The following is a 20,503-nucleotide window of genomic DNA, read 5'->3' on the forward strand; positions in this document are numbered from 1 at the left end:
TCTCTAGCAGCGGGGGCGGCAAGCGCGCCCTCATGCGACCATGAGAGGATCGGCCATGTCCCAGACAATCGAGCATATCGCGCAGGCGCTCAACGCCCGCGCCGAAGGCGACCTGTCGATCGAGGTGACCGGTGCGTCCGAGCCTGCGACGGCGGAGCCCGACCAGATTGCCCTCGCGATGAGCGAGAAATACGCCGAAGGGCTGCGCGAGGGTAAGGCCCGCGCGGCGCTTCTGTGGGAAGGCGCCGACTGGCGCGCGCTCGGGCTGGAGGCGGCGGTCTTCGTGACCCGCCCGCGTCTCGCCATGGCGGGGCTGTCGAAAGCCTTCGATCCCGGTCCCATCGTCGAGCCCGGCATCCATCCGACCTGCGTGATCGACCCGACCGCGATCATCGGGCCGGACGCGTCAATCGGCCCCTTCACCGTGATCGGCAAGGAGGTGAAGATCGGCCCGAACGCGCGGATCGTGGGGCAGGTGACCATCGCGGAAGGCGCGCAGATCGGTGCTGACGCGCTGATCTATCCCGGCGCGCGGATCGGCGCGCGGGTGCTGATCGGCGACCGGCTGGTCTGTCAGCCCGGCGCGGTGATCGGCTCGGACGGGTTCTCCTTCGTGACGCCCGATCCCTCCGGCGTCGAGGAAATCCGTCACACGCTGGAGCAGCGCGAAGAGATCACCGAGCAGAAATGGTTCCGCATCCATTCGCTCGGCACGGTCGAGATCGGCGACGATGTCGAGATCGGCGCCAATGCCTGTATCGACCGCGGCACGGTGCGCGCGACCGCGATCGGCTCGGGCAGCAAGCTCGATAACATGGTCCATATCGGTCACAACGTGCAGGTGGGCGAGGATTGCCTGCTCTGCGGTCAGGTCGGCATCGCGGGCTCGACCCGGATCGGGCACCGCGTGGTGCTGGCAGGGCAATGCGGCGTCTCGGACAATATCACCGTGGGCGATGACGTGATCGCGGCGGGCGGGACGAACATCTACACCAACGTCCCCAAAGGCCGCACGATCTGGGGGAGCCCGGCGGTGAAGATGGAAACGCAGTTGGAGATCAACAAATCTGTCCGCAGATTGCCGAGATTGTTTGCGCAAATGGCCGAGCTTCGAGAAACTGTTACGAAACTCACGCAAAAAGGCGGCACGGAGTAACCCCAGATATGAGGCCAGACGTGCAAGACCAGGTTTTCTCGATCATCGCCCGCGAAGCCCTTCGTGAGCCCTCCGAACTTTCGCCCGAGATGACGCTCGACGAACTGGGGCTCGATAGCCTCGGCCTCGTCGAAGTGATCTTCGCCATCGAAGAGGCCTTCGACGTCTCGGTGCCGTTCAACGCCAACGAGCCCGCCGCCTCGCAATTCGACATGTCCTCGATCGGGGCGATCGTGGGCGCGGTGGAGCGTCTCGTCTCGGGCGGCAAGCCTTCGACCGCCGTCGCCTGATGCGGCGCGTCGTCATCACGGGCGCGGGCACGATCAACGCGCTCGGTGAGGGCGTTGCGGCAACCAAGGCGGCCATGGCGGAGGGGCGCAGCGGCATCGGCCCGCTCAGCTTCCAGGATGTGGAGCGGCTGAGCATCCGCATCGGCGGTCAGATCCGCGGCTATGACGCGTCTGACCGCTTCACCTCGGCGCAGCTCGCGCAATACGACCCCTTCACCCAATACGCGCTGATCTCCGGCGCGGAGGCGATGGCGCAGGCGGGGCTGGAGGCAGCTCCCGATCCCGCGCGCTGGGGCTGCATCATCGGGTCCGCAGGCGGCGGGCACACCACCGCGAATAACGCCTATCGCGCTGTTTTCGCAGATCAAAAGAACCGCGTGCATCCGCTGACCGTGCCCAAGCTGATGGCCAATGCCGCGCCGTCGCATCTCTCGATCCGCTACGGGTTGCAGGGGCCGAGCTTTGCCGTCGCCACCGCCTGCGCCAGCTCCAACCACGCCATCGGCCTCGCGTTCCAGATGGTGCGGTCCGGCATGGCCGAGGGGATGCTTGCGGGCGGCTCTGAGGCGATGCTCAATTTCGGCGGGCTGAAAGCATGGGAGGGGCTGCGGGTGATGTCGCCCGATGGCTGCCGCCCGTTCTCCGCCGATCGCAATGGCATGGTGCAGGGCGAGGGCGCGGGAGTCTTCGTGATCGAGACGCTGGAGAGCGCCGAGGCGCGTGGCGCGCAGCCCTTGGCCGAGATTGCGGGCTTTGCGATGAATTCCGATGCGAGTGATGTCGTGATGCCGTCGCTCGACAGCGCGACCGCCGCGATCACCGGCGCGCTGAGCGATGCGGGCATGGCGCCCGACGAGGTCGGCTATATCAACGCCCACGGCACCGGCACGGCGGCCAATGACCGGATCGAGACCGCCGCGATCCGCGCGGCGCTCGGCCCAGCGGCCGATCAGGTCGCGGTCAGCTCGACCAAGGCGCTGCACGGCCATTGCATCGGCGGCACGGGGGCGGTGGAGCTGATCGCCTGCCTGATGGCGCTTGGCGACGGGATGATCGCGCCGACGGCGAATTACGCCACCCCCGATCCCGACTGCGATCTGGATTATGTGCCGAACACGGCCCGCAAGCAGCAGGTCGGCGCGGCGCTCTCGAATGCCTTCGCTTTCGGCGGGCTCAACGCGGTTCTGGCCTTGCGCGCGATATGAAAACGCCGCGCCCGGTTGGGGCGCGGCGTCTTAAATTTCAAACGGTTGCGAGCCGAAGCTCATCCATCCAGCTTACTTCTGAACGCCGTTTTCCTTGTTGGTTTTCACGGTTTCGTCGAAGGCTTTGGTGAAGCCTTTGAGCGAGATATCCGCTTTCACCTTCTGCTGCGGGTTGGCCAGCGGCGTGATCGTGATCGTCGCCTTGCTGCCCTTCTTGAGCGAGCCGAGCTCGGCGCTGCTGACGCCGAAGCGGGCGAAGCAGCCCATCATGCGCGGGTCGCAGAAGGAATAGGGGTAGACCATCGGCTTGCCGCCATCGACCTGCAGCACCAGGTTCTGCGACAGCAGGGTCTGCATCGGCACCATGATGGTGAGGCCAGCAGCGGCTTGGCTGCCATCGGGCAGGCCGATCACCGAGATGTCGGCCACGTTGCCGCCATTCTGGTCCTTGATCACCTGATACATCTGGCAGGGATCCTTGCCGTCGGGCGACTTGGCGCATTGCAGCTGCCAGTCGTCGTAGGTCGCCTTGATGTAGGTCTGCGGCTCCTGCGGCTTCTGGGCCTGCTGGTCGGCGCCGGGCATCGTCGGCGTGGCGTCAGCGCCAGTCGCAGGCGCCTGATCGGTGCTGGTCGCATCCGCCGCCGGGGCCGTCGCGCCCGCATCCGCCGAGGGGGTCGTGGTCGTGTCGCTCGAGGTGGTATCTTGCGCCCACGCCCCGCTTGCAAGGCCGAGGGCCAGTGCGAGGGCGAGCGGTTTCGTCAGTTGAGACATATTACTCTTCTCCTGAAACGTATTGGGCGAAGGCTTAACACGGGTCCGGGCCACTGTCAGTGGCGAATTCCGCAGCGGCGCTCACGGATCGGCGGCAAACTGCCACAGTTTCGTGAGCCGTTCGACGGCCTGCATCGGCGCTGGCGCAGGCGGGGGATTTCGCGGAAAGGCCGGGGGCGATTCAGCCGCGTCTCGCGCGGGCCGGATCGGGTGTTCCGGGGGCGCGAAAGCTGGGCTTTCCAAGCGAAAGGGGCCCGTTCAGGACCCCTTCCTTATTCCCCCTGTCGGACTGGCCGACTTCGTCATTGCCGGTACGCTAGGCCGTAATTTTTCACAGGTCAACAGGCAAAGTTGAGGAAGTGTGACAGGCGGTGAGGCGATGAACTCCGGGACGCAATCCCTTGGCACAGAAGAAAAAGACCGCGCCAAGCGTGGCGCGGCCAGTTCAACAGGGAGGAAGCGCCCCCATCCGTGCAAAAGCGCACTCCGGGGGCAGGATCAGACTGGCGCAAAAGGGTTAAGGTAGTATGGTCGGAGCCGGAATTTGTTTGGCGAGGGCGAAATGACCGGTGTTCTGACCGAAGAGGGTGTGTTCGTTGGGGGCGGTGGTGAAGGCTACGCAAGCCCGCAGGAATTGAAGCTCCAATACGGCAACCGTCACGGGCTGGTTGCAGGCGCGACCGGCACCGGCAAGACGGTGACGCTGCAGATCCTCGCGGAAGGCTTCTCGCAGGCGGGCGTGCCGGTCTTCATGGCCGACGTGAAGGGCGATCTGTCGGGCATCGCGGCCACCGGCTCGGCCGAGGCCAAGCTGCACAACGCCTTCATGGAGCGCTCGCAGACCATCGGTTTCGATCTGCAATACCGCTCCTATCCGACGGTCTTCTGGGACATGTTCGGCGAGAAGGGGCACCCGGTGCGCACGACCGTCTCCGAGATGGGGCCGCTGCTGCTGAGCCGTCTTCTGGGGCTGACCGAGGCACAGGAAGGCGCGCTCAACATTGCCTTCCACATCGCCGACAAGGAGGGGCTGGCGCTGCTCGACCTCGACGACCTGCGCGCCATGCTGCGCCATATCGGCGAGCGCGCGGACGAGATCGCGCTGGAATACGGCAATGTCGGAACCGCGACGATCGGCGCGATCCAGCGCGACCTGCTGGTGCTGGAAAACCAGGGCGGGGCGCAGTTCTTCGGCGAACCCGCGCTGGACCTTGGCGATCTGATCCAGACCGACGAAAACGGCATGGGCCAGATCAACATCCTCGCCGCCGACAAGCTGATGGGCAGCCCGCAGCTTTACGCGACCTTCCTGCTGTGGCTGCTCTCGGAACTGTTCGAGGAACTGCCCGAGGTCGGCAACCCCGACAAACCGAAGCTCGTGTTCTTCTTCGACGAGGCGCATCTGCTGTTCGACGATGCGCCCAAGGCGCTGGTCGACAAGGTGGAGCAGGTGGCGCGGCTGATCCGCTCGAAAGGGGTGGGGGTGTTCTTCATTACGCAGAACCCCGGCGACGTGCCCGACGGCATTCTCAGCCAGCTTGGCAACCGCGTCCAACATGCGCTGCGCGCCTTCACCGCAAAGGATCAGCGCGACCTGCACCGCGCGGCCGAGAATTACCGCGCCAATCCGAGCTTCGACACCGAGATCGCGATCAAGGAGGTCGGTACCGGCGAGGCGGTGACCTCCTTCCTCGAGAAGAAAGGCGTGCCGGGCATGGTCGAGCGGACGCTGATCCGCCCGCCGCAATCGCGCCTCGGCCCGCTCAGCGATACCGAGCGCGCCGCCGTGATCGCTTCAAGCGGCCTGGGCGACAAATACGACACGCCCGTGGATCGCGAGTCGGCGCAGGAAATCCTCGCCAAGCGTGCCGAACTGGCTGCGCGTGAGGCTGCGGAGGCCGAGGTGCGCGAGAAGGCGGCCAAGACCGCCGCGGGCCGCTCCGAGCTCGATGAGGGCTTTGACAATTTCAACAATGCACGGCGCTACGATCCGACGGCGAAGTCGAAACCGGCGCGCAAATCCTCGCGCCGGTCCGATACGATCCTCGAAACCTTCGGCAAGAGCCTTGCGCGTCAGCTGGGCACCAAGACGGGCCAGACGATCATGCGCGGCGTTCTCGGCTCGCTCTTCAAGTCGCGCTGAGCGAGGGGGCGCCCGCACGGGCTTCTGACGGCTGCGGCGCCAGCCGCGCCTCCGCCAGAAGCGCGATCAGCAGCTCGATATGCCGGGCGACCGAATAGGTCGCCTCGCCCGCGCGCCGCGCCTGATCGAGCGCCGCTTCCTCGGTCATCAGCGCGCGCAGGGCCGCTCCCGGACGCGGCAGTTCGCTCATCCGCATCACCCGCTTGAGGTCGCGCTTGCGGCTGTAATCGCTCAGCCCGTGCCGGGCCGCGCGGATCAACAGGCGCGGGCGGCGCAGCTTTGCCAAGGCGGTGACCGGATCGAGATCGGGGGCGACGCTGTCGGCTGCGGCCGGTTCGACGAGGCGCAGCGGCGACGAAGCGTGGAAAACGGGCGTGGGCTTTTGGCGAAATGCGAAGGTCATCGGAAACTCCCTTGAGGTGAAGTCCCGAGCGTTACCCAGCCTCAGGCGGTGTTGCGCGATTTCGTCCTGAAGCGCGCGCCCCGCAAAGCTTTGTTTAGGAAGTTTAAGGAATTCTTGCTGGCGTCCCGTTTATTAACGAACGGGTAACCAAAGCAACTCACGGTTGTTACCGGACGGACTCGTCGCGCGTTTCGCGGCGCAATCTGGGGGACAATATGACTTCGATCGCACCGGCCCCGGCGGAGCTTCCCGCCTGGCTGCCCGAACATGCCCGACTCTATCTGCGCCATGTCGAAGAAGGCGTTCCGATACGGGCATTGGCACGGGCGGAAGGGTGCGCGGCCTCGACGATCCTGCGCCGCGTGCGCCGGATCGAGGCGCGGCGGGACGATCCGCTGTTCGATGAGGCGCTCGAACGTCTTGGCCGCGCGGCCGGGCCGGGCGCCGCCAATTATCCCGAGGCTCCGATGACGACCGTGCTCCAAAAGGACACGCCCATGACCGCTGCTTTCCGCCCCTCTGAGACGCCCGCCGATGAAGACCAGCTGCGCCGCGAGACGCGCCGCATCCTGCGCCGCCTGTCCGAGCCGGGCGCGCTCCTGATCGTGGGGCGCGAGATGGACAAGGCGTGGTGCTGCGCGGCACGGTGCGCACGGCCGTGCTGGAGCGCGCGGTGGCGCAGGCTTTCGCGCTCAAGGACTGGATCGAGGTCGCCCATGCGGGGCGCGTCACCAGCTACGAGATCACGCAGGCGGGGCGCGCGGCGCTGAAACGGGTGCTGGAGGAAGAGGCCGCGTCACGCGGCGAGACCGCCGCCAATCCCTTCGCCGCGCAACATGGCGAGTTCGTCCACGAGACGCGTGCCGACGAGGACGGGCATCAGCGTCGGGTGCGCGCCAATCTGGCCGAAAGCCCACTCGCGGTGCTGGCGCGGCGGCGTGACAAACAGGGCCGGCCGTTCCTCGGCGCCGATCTCGTCGCCGCAGGGGAGCGTCTGCGCGAGGATTTCGAACTGGCGCAGATGGGCCCGCGCGTGGGGCAGAACTGGGAGCGGTTCCTGACCGGCGGTGGCGGGCGCGGGCAGTATCGCCCCGAGCTGGCGATGGGTGGCGGCTCCGACACCGCGCGCGAGCGGGTGGCGCTGGCGCTGCGCGATCTGGGGCCGGGACTGGGTGACATGGCGCTGCGCTGCTGCTGCTTCCTCGAAGGGCTGGAGACGGCGGAGAAGCGGCTCGGCTGGTCGGCGCGCTCGGGCAAGATCGTCCTGCGCATCGCGCTGCAACGTCTCAAGCGGCATTACGACGACACCTATGGCGGGGCCAGTCCGATGATTGGGTGAGTGGCGGTCCGGGCGTTCTGCAAGAGCGACCCGGACGCTCTCACGCGGCCAAATCCTCAATGCCTAACAGTCCGTAAAAGTTAAGGCGGCACCTTAGCTTTGCTTTGCAAGACTCTGATAAAACGCAAGAAAGGGCGTGAGCTTTCCTCGCGCCCTTTCCTTTTTTCGCTGCTCCGTGTCCTGCCGACCTTGGCGTGCACCCTTACGGATTCCTTCTTGGTATGAGCGACCCATGCGAAAATGATATAACGCGAAGTTGTAAATTTGTCCGTGTGGCGATAATCGAAAATTATGAACATCACACTTCGCCAACTCACCTATCTGCGGGCGCTCGGTCAGGCACGCTCTTTCTCGCGCGCCGCTGAGATCGTCCATGTCAGCCAGCCCGCGCTCTCGGTGCAAATCCGTGAGCTGGAGGAGCAGGTGGGGCAGCCGCTGGTCGAGCGCCGCCCGCGCGATGTGCGGCTGACGCGGGCGGGGCGGCGGGTGCTGGAGACCGCCGAGCGGGTCGCGGGCGAGTTGCGCGATCTGCAGTCCGAGGCGCGGCGCGGGCTGGGGCAGGTCAATCTCGGCGTGATCCCGACCATTGCGCCCTATCTGCTGCCTGCGTCTCTGGCGGGGCTGCGCGCGCAAGGGGGGCTGCGGCTGCGCGAGGCCACGACCGAGTCGCTGCTGGCCGAGATCGCCGAGGGGCGCCTCGATGCCGCGATCATCGCGACGCCCGCGCCGGAACTGTTCGAGACACCGCTGTTCGAGGATCGCTTCCTGCTGGCCGGGACGCCGGATCAGCTGACCATGGTGCGCGGCCTCAGCCCGCAGGCGATCGACCCGGATCAGCTCTTGTTGCTCGACGAAGGACATTGCCTCGCCGATCAGGCGCTGGCTCTGTGCGGGCTGACGCGGGCGGCGCAGCGCATCGATCTGGGGGCGTCCTCGCTGACCACGCTTTGCGCGCTGGCCGGGCAGGCGATGGGGCTGACGCTGGTGCCCGAGATCGCAAGCCTACAGGAAACCCGCGCTTTTCCGACGCTCGCGCTCAGTCGGTTCGATGAGGAGCCGGCACGGACCGTAAGGCTGGTCCGCGCCCGCGAAGTTTCCGATGCCGAGGCGTGGTTCGACCCGCTCACGCAGGTCTTGCAAAAAGCGGGCGAGGGGCTGGTCGCGCAGGCGCGCAGACGCTTCTGATCGCCGCGCGCCCCGGTCCCTCGTAAGCCGGCCCGATAACGGGCCGGCATAGGGTCACGCCGCCGCTTCGGCCTTGGCGTTGACCAGCCAGTTCATGACGGTCTCGGGCGAGGACACGCCATAGGGATCCGCGCCATGGTTGTCTTCAAGGCCCGGCTCCTCGAACCAGGCCTCGATCACGCCGTCATTGACGACGGCCGCATAGCGCCACGAGCGCAGACCGAAGCCCAGATTGTCCTTGCGCACCAGCATGCCGACGCGGCGGGTGAACTCGCCCGAACCGTCGGGGATCACCTTGACGTTCTCGAGGCCCTGCGCCTTGGCCCACTGGTTCATCACGAAGGCGTCGTTGACCGACAGGCAGTAGATCTCGTCGACGCCCTGCGCGGCGAAATCGTCGAAGCCTTTCTCGAAGCCGGGTAGCTGGTAGGTCGAGCAGGTGGGGGTGAAGGCGCCGGGCAGCGCAAACAGCACCACGCGCTTGCCCGCGAAGTAATCCGCGGTGGTCTTGTCCTCCCAGCGGAAGGGGTTCGGCCCCTCGATGCTGTCGTCGCGCACGCGGGTGTGGAAGGTCACTTCGGGCAGTTTCGAACCGGGAAGCATGGGAGGTCTCCTTTATCGGTTGGGGAGGTTGCGGTTTGGAGAATGTCCTGACTAGCGGATGTCCCTTTCGGTCACAATCGCTGACTTTGCAGATGCAGCATCCGCCCGTGCGACTTTGCAGTCTTTGTCTTGATGGTGGCCTGAGCGTCGCTTCCGCTCGGGTCAGCCGCGCGCGATGTGCAAGGCTGCCTTCGGGGTTGCGCATTTGCATCCGGGGCGCAATCGGCTTATGTGACCATCAACCGCACTCCGAAAGGATGGATCATGCGCGATCTCAAGATGCCCGGTGAACGCCACCCCGAAAAGGCGCATCGCGCCGACAACGCCCAGCCCAAGAAACCCGATTGGATCCGCGTGAAAGCGCCGGTCTCGGAAGGCTACAAGAAGACGCGCGACATTCTGAAGACCAACAAGCTGGTCACCGTCTGCGAAGAGGCAGGCTGCCCGAATGTCGGCGAATGCTGGAGCCAAGGTCACGCCACCATGATGATCATGGGCGAGATCTGTACCCGTGGCTGTTCCTTCTGCAACGTGGCCACCGGCCGCCCCGACGCGCTCGACGTGTTCGAGCCGGGCCGCGTCGCACATGCGGTCGAGACGCTGGGCCTGAACCACGTCGTGATCACCTCGGTCGACCGCGACGATCTGGACGATGGCGGGGCGGAGCATTTCGCCCAGACGATCCGCGCGATCCGTCACCGCTCGCCCGACACCACGATCGAGATTCTGACGCCGGACTTCCTGAAATGCGAGCCCGCCGCGCTGGAGAAGGTCGTCGAGGCGCGCCCCGATGTCTTCAACCACAATCTCGAAACCGTGCCGGGCCTCTATCCCGGCGTGCGCCCCGGCGCGCGCTACTTCCACTCGCTGCGCCTGCTGCAGCGCGTGAAAGAGCTGGACCCGTCGATGTTCACCAAATCGGGCATCATGGTGGGTCTGGGTGAAGAGGCGCCGCAGGTCCGTCAGGTGATGGATGACATGCGCTCCGCCGATGTCGATTTCCTGACCATCGGGCAATATCTGCAGCCGACGCCGAAGCACCACGCGGTGATGCGTTTCGTGACACCGGAAGAGTTCCGCGACTATGAGAAGGCGGCTTACGGCAAGGGCTTCCTGATGGTGTCGGCGACGCCGCTGACCCGCTCGAGCTATCACGCGGGCGACGACTTTGCGCGGCTCCGCGAGAACCGGCTGGCGAAGCTCGGCCTGAGCTGAGCGCGCCCCAAGCGATCTGAATGAGCCCGGCCCTCAGCGGCCGGGTTTTTCATTTCTGGAGCGATGAGACGCGAGCGCGCCATTCCCGCCGGTGCCACGCCGCGTGAGATAGCGAGACGCACGCGGCTGCTGCGCTCCGGCTCTGTGCCTTAGCGCGCGGGCAGAGGATGGAAGCAGGCGACCCGTTGATCGTCGCCGATCTGCTCTAGCGCGGGAGCCGCGTTCCGGCATTTATCGGTCGCGTAGGGGCACCGCATCGCAAAGGCGCAGCCCTTCGGCGGGTCGAGCGGGTTCGGCAATTCCGCGTGCCCGTCTTCGGGGTCGGACAGCGCACGGCCCACGACCGGCGCGCTTTCCGCCAGAAGTTTCGTGTAGGGGTGGCGCGGATGGGCGAAGATTTCCTCGGCGCGGCCTTCCTCGACCACCGAGCCGAAATAGAGCACCGCGATCCGGTCGGAGACCGCCTCGACCACCGCGAGATCATGGCTGATGAACAGGTAAGTCAGGCCGAATTCGCGCTTCAGATCGGCCAGCAGGTTCAGCACCTGCGCCTGCACCGACACATCGAGCGCCGAGACGGGTTCATCGAGGATCAGGATGCGCGCCTGCGCCGCCAGCGCCCGCGCGATGCCGATGCGCTGCGCCTGACCACCCGAGAACTCATGCGGGTAGCGGTCGAGGAAATCGGCGCGCAGGTTCACGCTGTCGAAAATCTCGAGGATGCGCTTCTCGCGCGCCTTGCGGTCCATCCCGTGTAGCAGTTTCAAGGGCGCATCCATGATCTGGCGGATCGTCTTGCGCGGGTTCAGCGAAGAGATCGGGTCCTGAAACACATATTGGATGCGCTTGCCGAACTCGGCCGGGTCGGCGTTGTCGAGCGCCGACCCCTCGATTTCAATCGTGCCTGTCGTTGCGGGGAGCAGCCCCACCAGCATTCGTGCAAGCGTGGACTTGCCGCAGCCCGACTCCCCGACGACGCCGAGAGTCTCGCCGGTCTGCACTTCCAGCGTTATCGGATGGACGGCTTGCACGGCCCCTGTGGTGCCGCCGAAGAGCTTCTTGCCGAAGGGGAATGTCTTCGACAGACCGGTGACTTGCAGGGCGATGCTCATGCGGTTTCCTCCGCCAGGGTGGTTTCGGGATGCAGGCAGCGCACCGCGCGGGCACCGGCCCGTTCAAGCGCGATCTCGCTTTGCTGGCAATCCGGTTGCGCCTTCAGGCAGCGATCGGCGAAGGCGCAGCCTGCGGGCAGCGCATCGACCGAGGGCGGCAGGCCGGGGATCGCCTCCAGCTTGCGCTTGCCCGCGCCCAGTTCGGGCACGCAGGCGATCAGCCGCGCGGTGTAGGGATGGGCGGGGGCGCGCAGGATCTCCATCGTCGGGCCTTCCTCGACGATCCGGCCCGCATACATCACCGCCACGCGGTCGCACAGCTGCGCCACCACGCCGAAATCATGGGTGATGAAGATGATGGCGAGCCCGCGCTCGCGCCGCAGATCGTCGAGCAGCGAGAGGATCTGCGCCTGCACCGTCACGTCGAGCGCCGTGGTCGGCTCGTCCGCGATGATCACGTCGGGATCGTTGGCCAGCGCCATCGCAATGCCGACGCGCTGACGCATGCCCCCCGACATCTCGTGCGGGTAGCTGTCCACGCGCTCCTCTGCGTTGGGGATGCGAACGGATTTCAGCAACTCGATGGCCTTTGCACGACCTTCGGATTTCGAGATCGAGCGATGGCTGGAGATCGCCTCCACCAGCTGATCGCCGACCTTGTAGAGCGGGTGCAGCGTCGCCAGCGGGTCCTGGAAGATATAGGCGACGCGGCGCCCGCGCAGGGTTCTCAGATCGCCATAGCGCGCGCCGATCATGTCGCGGCCCTCAAGTCGCGCGGCCCCGCCGGTAATGACGCCGGGCGGGGAGGCGACGAGCCCCATGACCGACAGTGCCGTGACCGATTTGCCCGAGCCGGACTCGCCGATCACGCCGAGACATTCGCCGGGTTTGACCGAGAGCGAGACACCGGACACCGCCTTGTAGATGCGGTCCTTGACGTGGAATTCGGTGCGCAGGTTCTCGAGGCTGAGAATGCCGTCAGTCGCGACTTCCGGCGCGGGGGTGTGTTTGCGGTCCACGCGGGTCGCGGCCATCGGACGGCTCAGCGCGCCCGATTTCAGCCGCGGGTCGAGCGCGTCGCGCACCCCGTCGCCCAGCAGGTTGATGCTCATCACGATGATCAGGATCATGATGCCGGGGATGACCGAGGTATGCGGGTTGGTGATCAGTGCCGAGCGCGCCTCGCCCAGCATGCTCCCGAGATCGGCCTGCGGCGGCTGCGAGCCGAGGCCGAGGAAGCTCAGGCCCGCCGTCTCGAGGATCATCCAGCCGATCGTGGTGGACATCGCGATCACGATGACGGGCACCACATTCGGCAGGATTTCCGAGGTGATGATGCGCGCATTGGACATGCCCGCAAGCTTCGCCGCATCCACGAATTCCTTATTGGCAAGCCCCACGGTGATGCCGCGAATGTTGCGCGCGAAGAACGGGATGTTGACCACCGACACCGCGATCAGCGCATTCACGAGACCGGGGCCGAGAGCGGCGACGATCGCCAGCGCCAGAAGGATATAGGGGAAGGCCATCAGCATATCGACGGCGCGCATGATGATGTTGTCCGTCCGCCCGCCATAGAAGCCCGCGATGATGCCGACTGCCGCGCCCGCGACAGCCGCGAAGAGAGCGGCGGCAAAGCCCACGGCGAGCGACAGCCGCGTACCCCACAGAAGCCGCGAGAGCAGATCGCGCCCCAGCGCATCGGTGCCCAGCAGCGCGCCATCGGAGAACGGCGGCAGGAAGCGGTTCGCGGTATTCGTCGCATCCGGATCGACGAGCGGCAGCAGCGGCGTAATCAGCGCCAGCAGAACCACCAGCCCCATCACGATCAGCCCACCCAGCGCCAGCCGGTTGCGCGCGAGAAGTTTGAAGAACGCGCTCATGTCTTGATCCTCGGGTCGAGAAGGCTCTGGGCGACATCGACGATGATGTTGAAAATGACGTAGCAGGCCGCGACGAAGACGACGCCGCCTTGGACGAGCAGGATGTCACGCTGCAAGATCGCATCGACCAGCATCCGCCCGATGCCGGGCCACTGGAACACGATCTCGATATAGACCGCGCCCGACAGCACGAAGCCCGCCTGAATGCCGAGCACAGGGATGATCGAGACCATTGCCGCGCGCAGCGCATGGCCCCAGATCACGCGGCCCTCTTTCACACCCTTGGCGCGGGCCGTGCGGATGAAATCCTGCCGCAGCACTTCCAGCATGGCCGAGCGCGACAGCCGCGCCACAACGCCGGTCGCCACCACCGCCAAAGCCAGCGCGGGCATCGTCAGGTGATGGAGCAGGTCGGGCAGGTCGCCGCCGCCATAGATCGCATACATCCCGGAAACCGGCAGCCATTGCAGGTCCACCGCGAAGATCAGGATCATCATCATCCCGAGGAAGAAGGACGGGATCGAGATGCCCAGCAGCACCACGAAGGTGATCGCCTTGTCGGCGAAGCCATATTGACGCGCGGCCGAGACCACGCCTGCGAGAATGCCGAACACCGTGCAGAGAACGAAGGAGGTGCCCGCAAGGATCAGCGTGTTGTTGAACCGCTCCAGCACCTCGTCGATCACGGGGCGGTTGAGCGAGAAGCTCTGGCCGAAATCGCCGTGGAGCATGTTCCACAGCCAGATAAAATAGCGCGCCACCAAGGGCTGATCGAGGCCGAGATCGCGGTTCAGCTTCGCCACGTTTTCGGGTGTGGCATAGCTTCCCAGGATAGCGGTTGCCGGGTCGCCCGGGATCATCGCCATGATCAGAAAGACGATCACCGTGATCCCGAGGATCACCGGCACCGCCAGCAAGAGCCGTTTGAGGATATAGCTTCCCATTGGTCTCCCTTTGGGTGACGCGCAAATGATGAAAAAAAGAGTGCGCGGGCCAGTCGCGGCCCGCGCACCCGGAAGGATCAGGCCTTCGTCACGTCCTTGAGGAGCAGGAAGAACGAGGGCTGCAGCGTGAAGTCCGACACTTTGTCGTTCGTCACCGCGTTCTGCTTCCAGTTCGCCACGAAGACCCAGGGCGCGTCGTCATGCACGATCTGCTGCATCTTCTTGTAGAGCTCGGCGCGCTTGGACTGATCGGTCGCGGTGCGCGCCTCTTCCAGCAGCTTGTCGACCTCGGGGTTCGAGTAATAGCCCGAGTTGAAGCCGCCCTTGTCGGGCCAGGCATCGGTGCGCAGCGCGAGATAGGGCAGGGTGTCGGGATCGTTCGTCATCCACGCCATCTCGGCCATGTCGACATGCTGGCCGTTCGCATCCAGGCCCGGGTTCACCTTGCCAAGGAAGGTGTTCCACTCGAAGGTCTCGATCTTGGCGTTCAGCCCCACCGCTTTCAGATCGGCCTGAATGGCCGTGCCCATCGCCACCGGGTCGAGCATCCCCGAGCCGCCATCGGTGACGTAGAAAGTCACTTCCGTGCCCTCGGCCACGCCGGCCTCCTTCAGCAGCGCCTTGGCTTTCTCCGGGTCGTAGGGATAGGGGTCGAGGCTATCGTCATGCGCCCAGGCGAAGGCGGCAGGCGTCGGGCCGTTGGCCACGGTGGCCGTGCCTTCGAGCACATCGTTGACGATCGCTTTCTTGTTGATCGCGTAGTTCGCGGCCTGACGGGCGCGCTTGTCCTTGAACGGCCCCTTGGCGCAATCGAGGATCAGGAACCACAGATGCGGACCCGCTTGCTCGACAAGGTGATACTTGTCGTTCTGGAACTCCTTGAGCGCCACGGGCGGCACCTCGACCATCAGGTCGATCCCGCCCGCGAGCATCTCGGCCACGCGGGTATTGGCGTCGGTGATCGGGCGGAAGATCACCGCCTTGAGCGAGGTGGGCGTGTCCCAGTAATCCGGGTTGCCCTCGACCACGACGGCCTCGTTCGCGCGCCATTCCTTGAAGGTGAAGGGGCCGGTGCCGACCGGGTTGCGGCCGAAATCCTTGTCGAATTTCTTCACCGCCGTCGGCGAGACGATCAGCCCCGTCGGATAGGCGAGGTTCGACAGGAAGGGCGCATAGGGCTCTTTCAGCGTGAAGACCACGGTTTGCGGGTCTTTCGCGTCGATCGTGTCCACGCTCGAGAAGAAGAAGGCGAGCGGGAAGGGGCCGGTGTGGTGATAGGGGTGGTTCTCGTCGAGCATCCGCTCGAAGTTGAACTTCACGGCCTCGGCGTCGAAAGCGGACCCGTCATGGAACTTCACGCCCTGACGCAGGTGGAAGGTGTAGGTCTTGCCGTCATCCGAGATGTCCCAGCTCTCGGCAAGGGCCGGTTCGACTTCGAGCGTGCCGGATTTGTAGCGGACCAGCCCGTCATAGAGATTCATCAGGATGCGGAAGTCGTTGACGGCGGTGACCGCCGCCGGGTCGAGCGCCTTGGGCTCCGCGATCTGGCCGACGACCAGAACGCCGGGCGGGGTCGCCGCCATCGAGGGCAGACCGGTTCCCATCAGGACGCCCGCAGCCACGCCCGAGATCAGAAGTCCGCGCCGCGTAAGGGTGAGTTTCGTCATTTTACCTCTCCTGTTCAGCATGGCTGATTTTTATTGGTGATGATTGCATGAGGGCAAATTATCATGATAAATGCAAGAGCGTAGATTAACGGAGTTCCGCCGTGACGGTATCAATTCTGGCATATGACGAAAAAACAGGCGTCTTTGGCGGGGCGGCCATGACCGGCAGCCTCTGCGTCGGCGGCTGGGTGCTGCGCGGCGGGGCCGAATCGGGATTGTCGGCCAGTCAGGGCACCGCGCCCTCCACGCTTTGGGGCGAAGATGTGCTGGCGAAGATGAAGGCGGGTATGTCCGCGCCCGATGCCGTGGCCGAGGTGACAGGCCCCGATACCGGACGCGCCCACCGGCAACTCGCCGCCATCGACCTGCGCGGGCGCACGGGCCATTTCACCGGCGAGATGTCGGTGCCGGTCTGCGGTGCGCTGGAAGGGCCGGGCGTCGTGGTTTCGGGCAATATGCTCGCCGATTGGTCGGTGATCGAGGCGGTGCGCGACACCTACCTGTCCACACAGGGCCCGATGCCCGACCGGCTGATGGCGGCGCTGGTGGCGGGCGCGCAGGCGGGGGGCGACAGCCGTGGGCTTCTCTCGGCGGCGCTGCTGGTGGCCTCGCGTGCTGCCACGCCGCTCACCTTGCGCATCGACCGCTCCGCCAAACCGCTCGAGGATCTGGCCGACCTGCTCGCCGCCGCCCGGGCCGAGCCCTATTACGGCTGGACCCGCGTCGTGCCGACCCTCGACGATCCCTATCGCGCGCCCGATCTGGTGGAACCCGAAGCGCTCCCGCTGCCCGAGACCGGGACGGAGTAGCCTGGGCACGCCCTCTCTTTCCAACGAAGTGTGACGGTAGTCATTCGGCGATGAAGCGTTTCATCACCTCGGCCTCCTGCGCCTCCATGAAGCGCTGGGCGGTGGCCATGTGATCCGCCATGATCGTGCGGGCATCCTCGGCACGGCCCTCGCGCAGCGCGGCGATCAGGGCGATCTGGTGGTTGCGCCCGCTCTCCCACAGCTCGCGGTTATGGGGCGCGTAGAGTTTGCGATAGACCGTCAGGTCCGACAGGATCTGCGCCATGAAGCGGATCAGAAAGGCCAGCAGCGCATTGTCGGAATGCCGCGCCAGCACCGCATGGAATTTCAGGGAATCCACATGTTGTTCGCGCTCTTCCTCGGGCGTCGCGGCGGGGGCGGCATATTGCGAGACCAGCGCCTCCAGCTCGGCGAGATCCGCCTCCGAGAGCTTTCCGGCAAGGCTCGCAGCCACTTCGGGCTCCAGCGCGCGGCGGATCTGGTAGATGTCGGCGACCGTCAGGTCCTTGAAATAGAAGTAGTTTCCCAACAGCGCCCGGGCGCGCTCCTCGCTGACCTCGCCCACGAAGGACCCGCCGCCCGGGCCGGTGCGTGTCGTGACCAGCCCCTGCGCCTCCAGCAGCCGCATCGCCTCGCGGATCGTGCCTTTCGCCATGCCGAAGCGGGCGATCATCTCGCTCTCGCCCGGAAGGCGGTCCCCCTTCTTCAGGCGCTGCGCGACCACCCAGTCCTTGATCTGATCGGCGACGCGCGCCGGTCGGCTGCGTCTGGGTTCGGTGGAGGGTTTCGGGCGCATCTGACCTCTGCGAGGGAAATTCCTGGAGAGTTTCTCCTAGACCAAAACCGGGTGAAAGAGTAGATACCTATTTATCATTATAAATAGACGGGGTCGATCCGAATGACTGCGAATGAGGACTGGGGCGCGATGGCGAGCGAACGTCTGAGCGCGATCGCCAAGGCGTCCGAGCCGGGGCCGGGGGTGACGCGTTTGCCCTTCGGTCCGGAGCACGAGGCGGCGCTGGACCTTATATCGGAGTGGATGCGACGCGCGGGCTGTTCCGTGTCGCTCGATGCGGCGGGGACGCTGATCGGGCGGCGCGAGGGACCGCCCGGTGCGCCCACGCTGCTGATCGGTTCGCATCAGGACTCGGTGCGCGAGGGCGGGGCGTTCGACGGGATCATGGGCGTGGCTCTGGGTTGTCTCGCCCTCGAAGCCCTTGGCGCGCAGGAGCTGCCCTTCGCTGTCGAGGTTCTGGCCTTCGCCGACGAGGAAGGCGTGCGCTTCCCCACCGCGCTGATCGGTCCGCGTGCGCTGGCGGGCACGCTCGATCCGAAGGTCTTCGAGATGACCGACAGGGCAGGCGAACGCCTCGGGGAGGCCTTGCGGGCCTTCGGGGGCGATCCGAAAAAGGCCACCATGCTCGCCCGAAACCCGGATGAGATCGCGGGCTATCTGGAGCTGCATATCGAGCAGGGTCCGGTGCTGGAAGCCGCCGATGCGCCGCTCGGCGTCGTCACGGCGATTTCCGGGATCGAGCGGCATCGCGTCACGATCACCGGCGAGGCGGGGCACGCGGGCACGGTGCCGATGGAGATGCGCCATGACGCGCTGCTGGCAGCCTCGGATCTCGTGCGCGGCGTGCATGATCGCGCCCGCGCGGCAGGCATTCGCGCGACCGTCGGTCAGCTGACAGTCTCGCCCAATGTGGTCAATGCAATCCCAGCGCGGGTCGATCTGACGATCGAGATCCGTGCCGCCGAAGACGCGGCGCGCGATGCTGTCGGTGCGGCGCTCGGCGGGCTTTGCACCGGCATCGCAGTCGAAACGCTCACCGAAATCGAGATCGAAAAGACCTATTCCCAACCTGCGCAGGCCTGCGACCCCGATCTCCGTGCGCGGCTCGCAGCGGCTGTCGAAGCCGCCACCGGCGCCCCCGCGATCGAGCTTCCCTCCGGGGCGACGCATGACGCTTCCGCGATGGCCGATCTGTGCCCGATTGCGATGCTCTTCGTCCGCTGCAAGGGTGGGGTCAGCCATAATCCGGCAGAAGAGGCGAATGGGGCGGATATGGGCGCCGCGGTCTCGGCGCTCGCGGAATTCCTCGAGCGCTACGTGCCCTGAGACGGGGTTGCCAAAGTGGCGATTGGGGGTCTTTGACATCGCCGCCGAGTCTCTGGCTGACTGGCAAAGCGGCGCAGAACCTCGTTGACGCGAGTGATCCGCAGCAACGCGCCGCTTCGTAGGTCATGGGAGCTGATGGCGACCGGAGGAGGAATGATGCGTGGTTTGATCTTGGGGCTGATCCTGTCGGGGGCGATGCCGGGCCTCGCCGCGGCCTCGATCTTCGGCGGTTGGGCTGAGCAGCGGTTTTCGTTGTTTTCCTCAAACGACTGGCAGCAGTCCCGCGATGGCGTGGAGATGCGCTCGGACGGCTCGGTGTCGCTGATCTGGCGGGCGTTACCGCGCGCCGATTGGGGCACGCGCAAGGCCGCGTGGCAATGGTCGGTCAGCCAGAGCGTCCCGCCGACGCCGCTCGACCGCAAGGGCGGGGACGATCGCGATCTGTCGCTCTATTTCGTCTTCATGCCCGAGGCCGTCGCCCGCGCCAATGAAGGGGCCAGCATCCGCAAGCTCCTCGCGGTGAAGGAAGCGCGCGTGCTGATGTATGTCTGGGGTGGCGCACATGGGCGCGGGGCGCTGCTGCCCTCGCCCTATCTGGGCGCGCGCGGCAAAACGGTGGTGCTGCGCCCGGCGGGCACTGGATCGCATTCCGAGAGCGTTGATCTGGCGCGCGACTACCAGCGCGCTTTCGGGGGGCAGCCGACGCAGCTTGTGGGGCTGGCTCTGTCAGGAGACAGCGACGACACCGACAGCGCGATCCGCGCCCGGATCGAGGGGCTGAGCCTGAACTGACCGCGCCACACCGTCCCCGGTGATTTCACACAAAAACACTGCCAAGACATGACTTTGTCGGTAACCTGTGGCAGCAAGGCCCAAAAGGGGGGCAGGATGGCGCTCAATTTCCGACAGTCCGAAATTCTCGAAATCGCGCGCGACGAGGGCCGCGTCGTGGTCGAGGCCTTGGCCGAACGCTTCAATGTCTCGGTCCAGACGATCCGGCGTGACCTGACAGAGCTGTCCGAGGCGGGGCATCTGGAACGTGTGCATGGCGGGGCGGTGATCCGCACCGGCGTGGTGAATTTCGCCTATGAAGAGCGTCGCCGGATGAACGAGGCGGCGAAGGCGGCGATCGGGCGGGCCTGTGCGCAGGCGATCCCCGACAACAGTTCGATCGTGCTGACGCTTGGCACAACGACAGAGGCGGTGGCGCGCGAGCTTCTGCATCATCGCAACATCACCGTGGTCACGAATAACATCAATGTCGCCAATATCCTGATGGCCAATGAGAGCTGCGATATTCTCGTGGCGGGCGGCAACCTGCGCCGCTCGGATGGCGGGCTGGTGGGCGACCTGACGGCGGATTTCATGGGCGAGTTCAAAGCCGATTTCGCGGTGATCGGGACGTCGGCGCTCGATTCCGACGGCGACATGCTCGATTACGATCTGGCCGAAGTGCGCGTGAGCCGCCGGATCTTGCGGCAGGCTCGGCAGAGCTTTCTGGTGACCGACGCGTCGAAGCTGGAACGCTCCGCGCCGGTGCGGCTCGCCTCGCTCTCCGATATCGACCGGGTTTTCATCGACAAGCCCTTGCCGGACGCGCTCATGGCGCTTTGCGCGCAATGGGATACCGAGATTACGGTCGCGGAGTGAGGC

At 65.8% G+C, this 20,503-nt stretch carries 18 protein-coding genes and 1 pseudogene; 11 read left to right on the top strand and 8 right to left on the bottom strand.

Translation table 11 applies throughout. The annotated features are described in order from the left end of the window. Nucleotides 1-55 precede the first annotated feature (55 nt). From AC2TZ7_RS10505 to AC2TZ7_RS10515, 3 genes are read left to right on the top strand one after another with little or no spacing between them, the layout of a single operon-like run. Nucleotides 56-1,156: a UDP-3-O-(3-hydroxymyristoyl)glucosamine N-acyltransferase gene (locus AC2TZ7_RS10505; RefSeq protein WP_489864163.1), complete on the top strand. Its 1,101-nt coding sequence runs from the start codon at nt 56-58 to the stop codon at nt 1,154-1,156. Between the two features lie 8 nt (nt 1,157-1,164). Further along, entirely contained in the window at nt 1,165-1,446 is a 282-nt protein-coding gene (locus AC2TZ7_RS10510; protein ID WP_078519276.1) for an acyl carrier protein, read from the top strand. Continuing rightward, the gene (locus AC2TZ7_RS10515; protein WP_489864164.1) at nt 1,446-2,651 is read left to right on the top strand and encodes a beta-ketoacyl-[acyl-carrier-protein] synthase family protein; all 1,206 of its coding nucleotides are present in this window, start codon (nt 1,446-1,448) and stop codon (nt 2,649-2,651) included. Before AC2TZ7_RS10510 ends, AC2TZ7_RS10515 begins: the two co-directional genes overlap by 1 nt. 72 nt (nt 2,652-2,723) lie before the next feature. Here the strand turns inward: AC2TZ7_RS10515 and AC2TZ7_RS10520 are convergent, their stop codons facing one another. Further along, nucleotides 2,724-3,425, bottom strand: coding sequence for an invasion associated locus B family protein (locus tag AC2TZ7_RS10520; RefSeq protein ID WP_489864165.1), 702 nt, complete (start codon nt 3,423-3,425; stop codon nt 2,724-2,726). A gap of 562 nt (nt 3,426-3,987) precedes the next feature. Between AC2TZ7_RS10520 and AC2TZ7_RS10525 the strand changes: the two genes are divergently transcribed. Further along, nucleotides 3,988-5,568 (top strand): helicase HerA-like domain-containing protein, encoded by a 1,581-nt coding sequence (locus tag AC2TZ7_RS10525; protein ID WP_489864166.1) that lies wholly within the window; start codon nt 3,988-3,990, stop codon nt 5,566-5,568. Here the strand turns inward: AC2TZ7_RS10525 and AC2TZ7_RS10530 are convergent. Then, entirely contained in the window at nt 5,555-5,971 is a 417-nt protein-coding gene (locus AC2TZ7_RS10530) for a DUF6477 family protein (RefSeq protein WP_489864167.1), read from the bottom strand. The genes AC2TZ7_RS10525 and AC2TZ7_RS10530 overlap by 14 nt on opposite strands. 215 nt (nt 5,972-6,186) lie before the next feature. On the opposite strand from AC2TZ7_RS10530, the pseudogene AC2TZ7_RS10535 reads away from it, so the two are divergent. Beyond that, nucleotides 6,187-7,310: pseudogene (locus AC2TZ7_RS10535) on the top strand (DUF6456 domain-containing protein). Nucleotides 7,311-7,601: 291 nt separating this feature from the next. Further along, nucleotides 7,602-8,495 carry a LysR substrate-binding domain-containing protein gene (locus AC2TZ7_RS10540; protein ID WP_489864168.1) on the top strand — a complete coding sequence of 298 codons (894 nt, stop codon included), beginning with the start codon at nt 7,602-7,604 and terminating at the stop codon, nt 8,493-8,495. A gap of 54 nt (nt 8,496-8,549) precedes the next feature. Here AC2TZ7_RS10540 and AC2TZ7_RS10545 read toward each other — a convergent pair whose 3' ends face one another. After that, a complete protein-coding gene (locus tag AC2TZ7_RS10545) occupies nt 8,550-9,098 on the bottom strand; it encodes a peroxiredoxin (RefSeq protein ID WP_489864169.1) in 549 nt (182 codons plus the stop codon). Between the two features lie 264 nt (nt 9,099-9,362). Between AC2TZ7_RS10545 and lipA the strand changes: the two genes are divergently transcribed. Continuing rightward, nucleotides 9,363-10,313: a lipoyl synthase gene (lipA, locus tag AC2TZ7_RS10550; protein WP_489864170.1), complete on the top strand. Its 951-nt coding sequence runs from the start codon at nt 9,363-9,365 to the stop codon at nt 10,311-10,313. Between the two features lie 149 nt (nt 10,314-10,462). On the opposite strand, the gene AC2TZ7_RS10555 is transcribed toward lipA, so the two are convergent. The 4 genes from AC2TZ7_RS10555 to AC2TZ7_RS10570 form a co-directional block, all read right to left on the bottom strand. Beyond that, nucleotides 10,463-11,425 carry an ABC transporter ATP-binding protein gene (locus tag AC2TZ7_RS10555; RefSeq protein WP_489864171.1) on the bottom strand — a complete coding sequence of 321 codons (963 nt, stop codon included), beginning with the start codon at nt 11,423-11,425 and terminating at the stop codon, nt 10,463-10,465. Then, nucleotides 11,422-13,308: a dipeptide/oligopeptide/nickel ABC transporter permease/ATP-binding protein gene (locus tag AC2TZ7_RS10560; RefSeq protein WP_489864172.1), complete on the bottom strand. Its 1,887-nt coding sequence runs from the start codon at nt 13,306-13,308 to the stop codon at nt 11,422-11,424. Before AC2TZ7_RS10560 ends, AC2TZ7_RS10555 begins: the two co-directional genes overlap by 4 nt. Then, nucleotides 13,305-14,252: an ABC transporter permease gene (locus AC2TZ7_RS10565; RefSeq protein WP_489864173.1), complete on the bottom strand. Its 948-nt coding sequence runs from the start codon at nt 14,250-14,252 to the stop codon at nt 13,305-13,307. The genes AC2TZ7_RS10560 and AC2TZ7_RS10565 overlap by 4 nt, the downstream gene beginning before the upstream one ends. A 77-nt stretch (nt 14,253-14,329) precedes the next feature. Beyond that, nucleotides 14,330-15,919, bottom strand: a complete 1,590-nt coding sequence (locus tag AC2TZ7_RS10570) for an ABC transporter substrate-binding protein (RefSeq protein WP_489864174.1) — start codon at nt 15,917-15,919, stop codon at nt 14,330-14,332. Nucleotides 15,920-16,020: 101 nt separating this feature from the next. Here AC2TZ7_RS10570 and AC2TZ7_RS10575 point away from each other — a divergent pair, with 101 nt between their 5' ends. Then, nucleotides 16,021-16,728 carry a DUF1028 domain-containing protein gene (locus AC2TZ7_RS10575; protein WP_489864175.1) on the top strand — a complete coding sequence of 236 codons (708 nt, stop codon included), beginning with the start codon at nt 16,021-16,023 and terminating at the stop codon, nt 16,726-16,728. A gap of 40 nt (nt 16,729-16,768) precedes the next feature. Here the strand turns inward: AC2TZ7_RS10575 and AC2TZ7_RS10580 are convergent, their stop codons facing one another. Then, complete coding sequence (locus AC2TZ7_RS10580; RefSeq protein WP_098410692.1) at nt 16,769-17,524, bottom strand: FadR/GntR family transcriptional regulator; 756 nt, start codon at nt 17,522-17,524, stop codon at nt 16,769-16,771. Nucleotides 17,525-17,626: 102 nt separating this feature from the next. Between AC2TZ7_RS10580 and AC2TZ7_RS10585 the strand changes: the two genes are divergently transcribed. The 3 genes from AC2TZ7_RS10585 (at nt 17,627) to AC2TZ7_RS10595 (ending at nt 20,500) form a co-directional block, all read left to right on the top strand. Beyond that, nucleotides 17,627-18,850, top strand: coding sequence for a M20 family metallo-hydrolase (locus AC2TZ7_RS10585; RefSeq protein ID WP_489864176.1), 1,224 nt, complete (start codon nt 17,627-17,629; stop codon nt 18,848-18,850). A gap of 156 nt (nt 18,851-19,006) precedes the next feature. After that, a complete protein-coding gene (locus AC2TZ7_RS10590) occupies nt 19,007-19,642 on the top strand; it encodes a DUF3047 domain-containing protein (protein WP_489864177.1) in 636 nt (211 codons plus the stop codon). A 96-nt stretch (nt 19,643-19,738) separates the two neighbouring features. Continuing rightward, on the top strand, nt 19,739-20,500 hold the full coding sequence (locus AC2TZ7_RS10595) for a DeoR/GlpR family DNA-binding transcription regulator (RefSeq protein WP_489864178.1): 762 nt from the start codon (nt 19,739-19,741) through the stop codon (nt 20,498-20,500). The last annotated feature ends 3 nt before the right edge of the window (nt 20,501-20,503 follow it).

The sequence above is a fragment of the Thioclava sp. ISO4 genome, from assembly GCF_058105145.1.

Bases quoted from the DNA above. Each gene is read 5' to 3' on its own strand.
- AC2TZ7_RS10520 (WP_489864165.1), bottom strand. From the start codon at position 3,425: ATGTCTCAACTGACGAAACCGCTCGCCCTCGCACTGGCCCTCGGCCTT.
- lipA (WP_489864170.1), top strand. From the start codon at position 9,363: ATGCGCGATCTCAAGATGCCCGGTGAACGCCACCCCGAAAAGGCGCAT.
- AC2TZ7_RS10505 (WP_489864163.1), top strand. From the start codon at position 56: ATGTCCCAGACAATCGAGCATATCGCGCAGGCGCTCAACGCCCGCGCC.
- AC2TZ7_RS10515 (WP_489864164.1), top strand. From the start codon at position 1,446: ATGCGGCGCGTCGTCATCACGGGCGCGGGCACGATCAACGCGCTCGGT.
- AC2TZ7_RS10570 (WP_489864174.1), bottom strand. From the start codon at position 15,919: ATGACGAAACTCACCCTTACGCGGCGCGGACTTCTGATCTCGGGCGTG.
- AC2TZ7_RS10565 (WP_489864173.1), bottom strand. From the start codon at position 14,252: ATGGGAAGCTATATCCTCAAACGGCTCTTGCTGGCGGTGCCGGTGATC.
- AC2TZ7_RS10590 (WP_489864177.1), top strand. From the start codon at position 19,007: ATGCGTGGTTTGATCTTGGGGCTGATCCTGTCGGGGGCGATGCCGGGC.
- AC2TZ7_RS10580 (WP_098410692.1), bottom strand. From the start codon at position 17,524: ATGCGCCCGAAACCCTCCACCGAACCCAGACGCAGCCGACCGGCGCGC.
- AC2TZ7_RS10530 (WP_489864167.1), bottom strand. From the start codon at position 5,971: ATGACCTTCGCATTTCGCCAAAAGCCCACGCCCGTTTTCCACGCTTCG.
- AC2TZ7_RS10595 (WP_489864178.1), top strand. From the start codon at position 19,739: ATGGCGCTCAATTTCCGACAGTCCGAAATTCTCGAAATCGCGCGCGAC.
- AC2TZ7_RS10545 (WP_489864169.1), bottom strand. From the start codon at position 9,098: ATGCTTCCCGGTTCGAAACTGCCCGAAGTGACCTTCCACACCCGCGTG.
- AC2TZ7_RS10510 (WP_078519276.1), top strand. From the start codon at position 1,165: ATGAGGCCAGACGTGCAAGACCAGGTTTTCTCGATCATCGCCCGCGAA.
- AC2TZ7_RS10540 (WP_489864168.1), top strand. From the start codon at position 7,602: ATGAACATCACACTTCGCCAACTCACCTATCTGCGGGCGCTCGGTCAG.
- AC2TZ7_RS10585 (WP_489864176.1), top strand. From the start codon at position 17,627: ATGACTGCGAATGAGGACTGGGGCGCGATGGCGAGCGAACGTCTGAGC.
- AC2TZ7_RS10525 (WP_489864166.1), top strand. From the start codon at position 3,988: ATGACCGGTGTTCTGACCGAAGAGGGTGTGTTCGTTGGGGGCGGTGGT.
- AC2TZ7_RS10555 (WP_489864171.1), bottom strand. From the start codon at position 11,425: ATGAGCATCGCCCTGCAAGTCACCGGTCTGTCGAAGACATTCCCCTTC.
- AC2TZ7_RS10560 (WP_489864172.1), bottom strand. From the start codon at position 13,308: ATGAGCGCGTTCTTCAAACTTCTCGCGCGCAACCGGCTGGCGCTGGGT.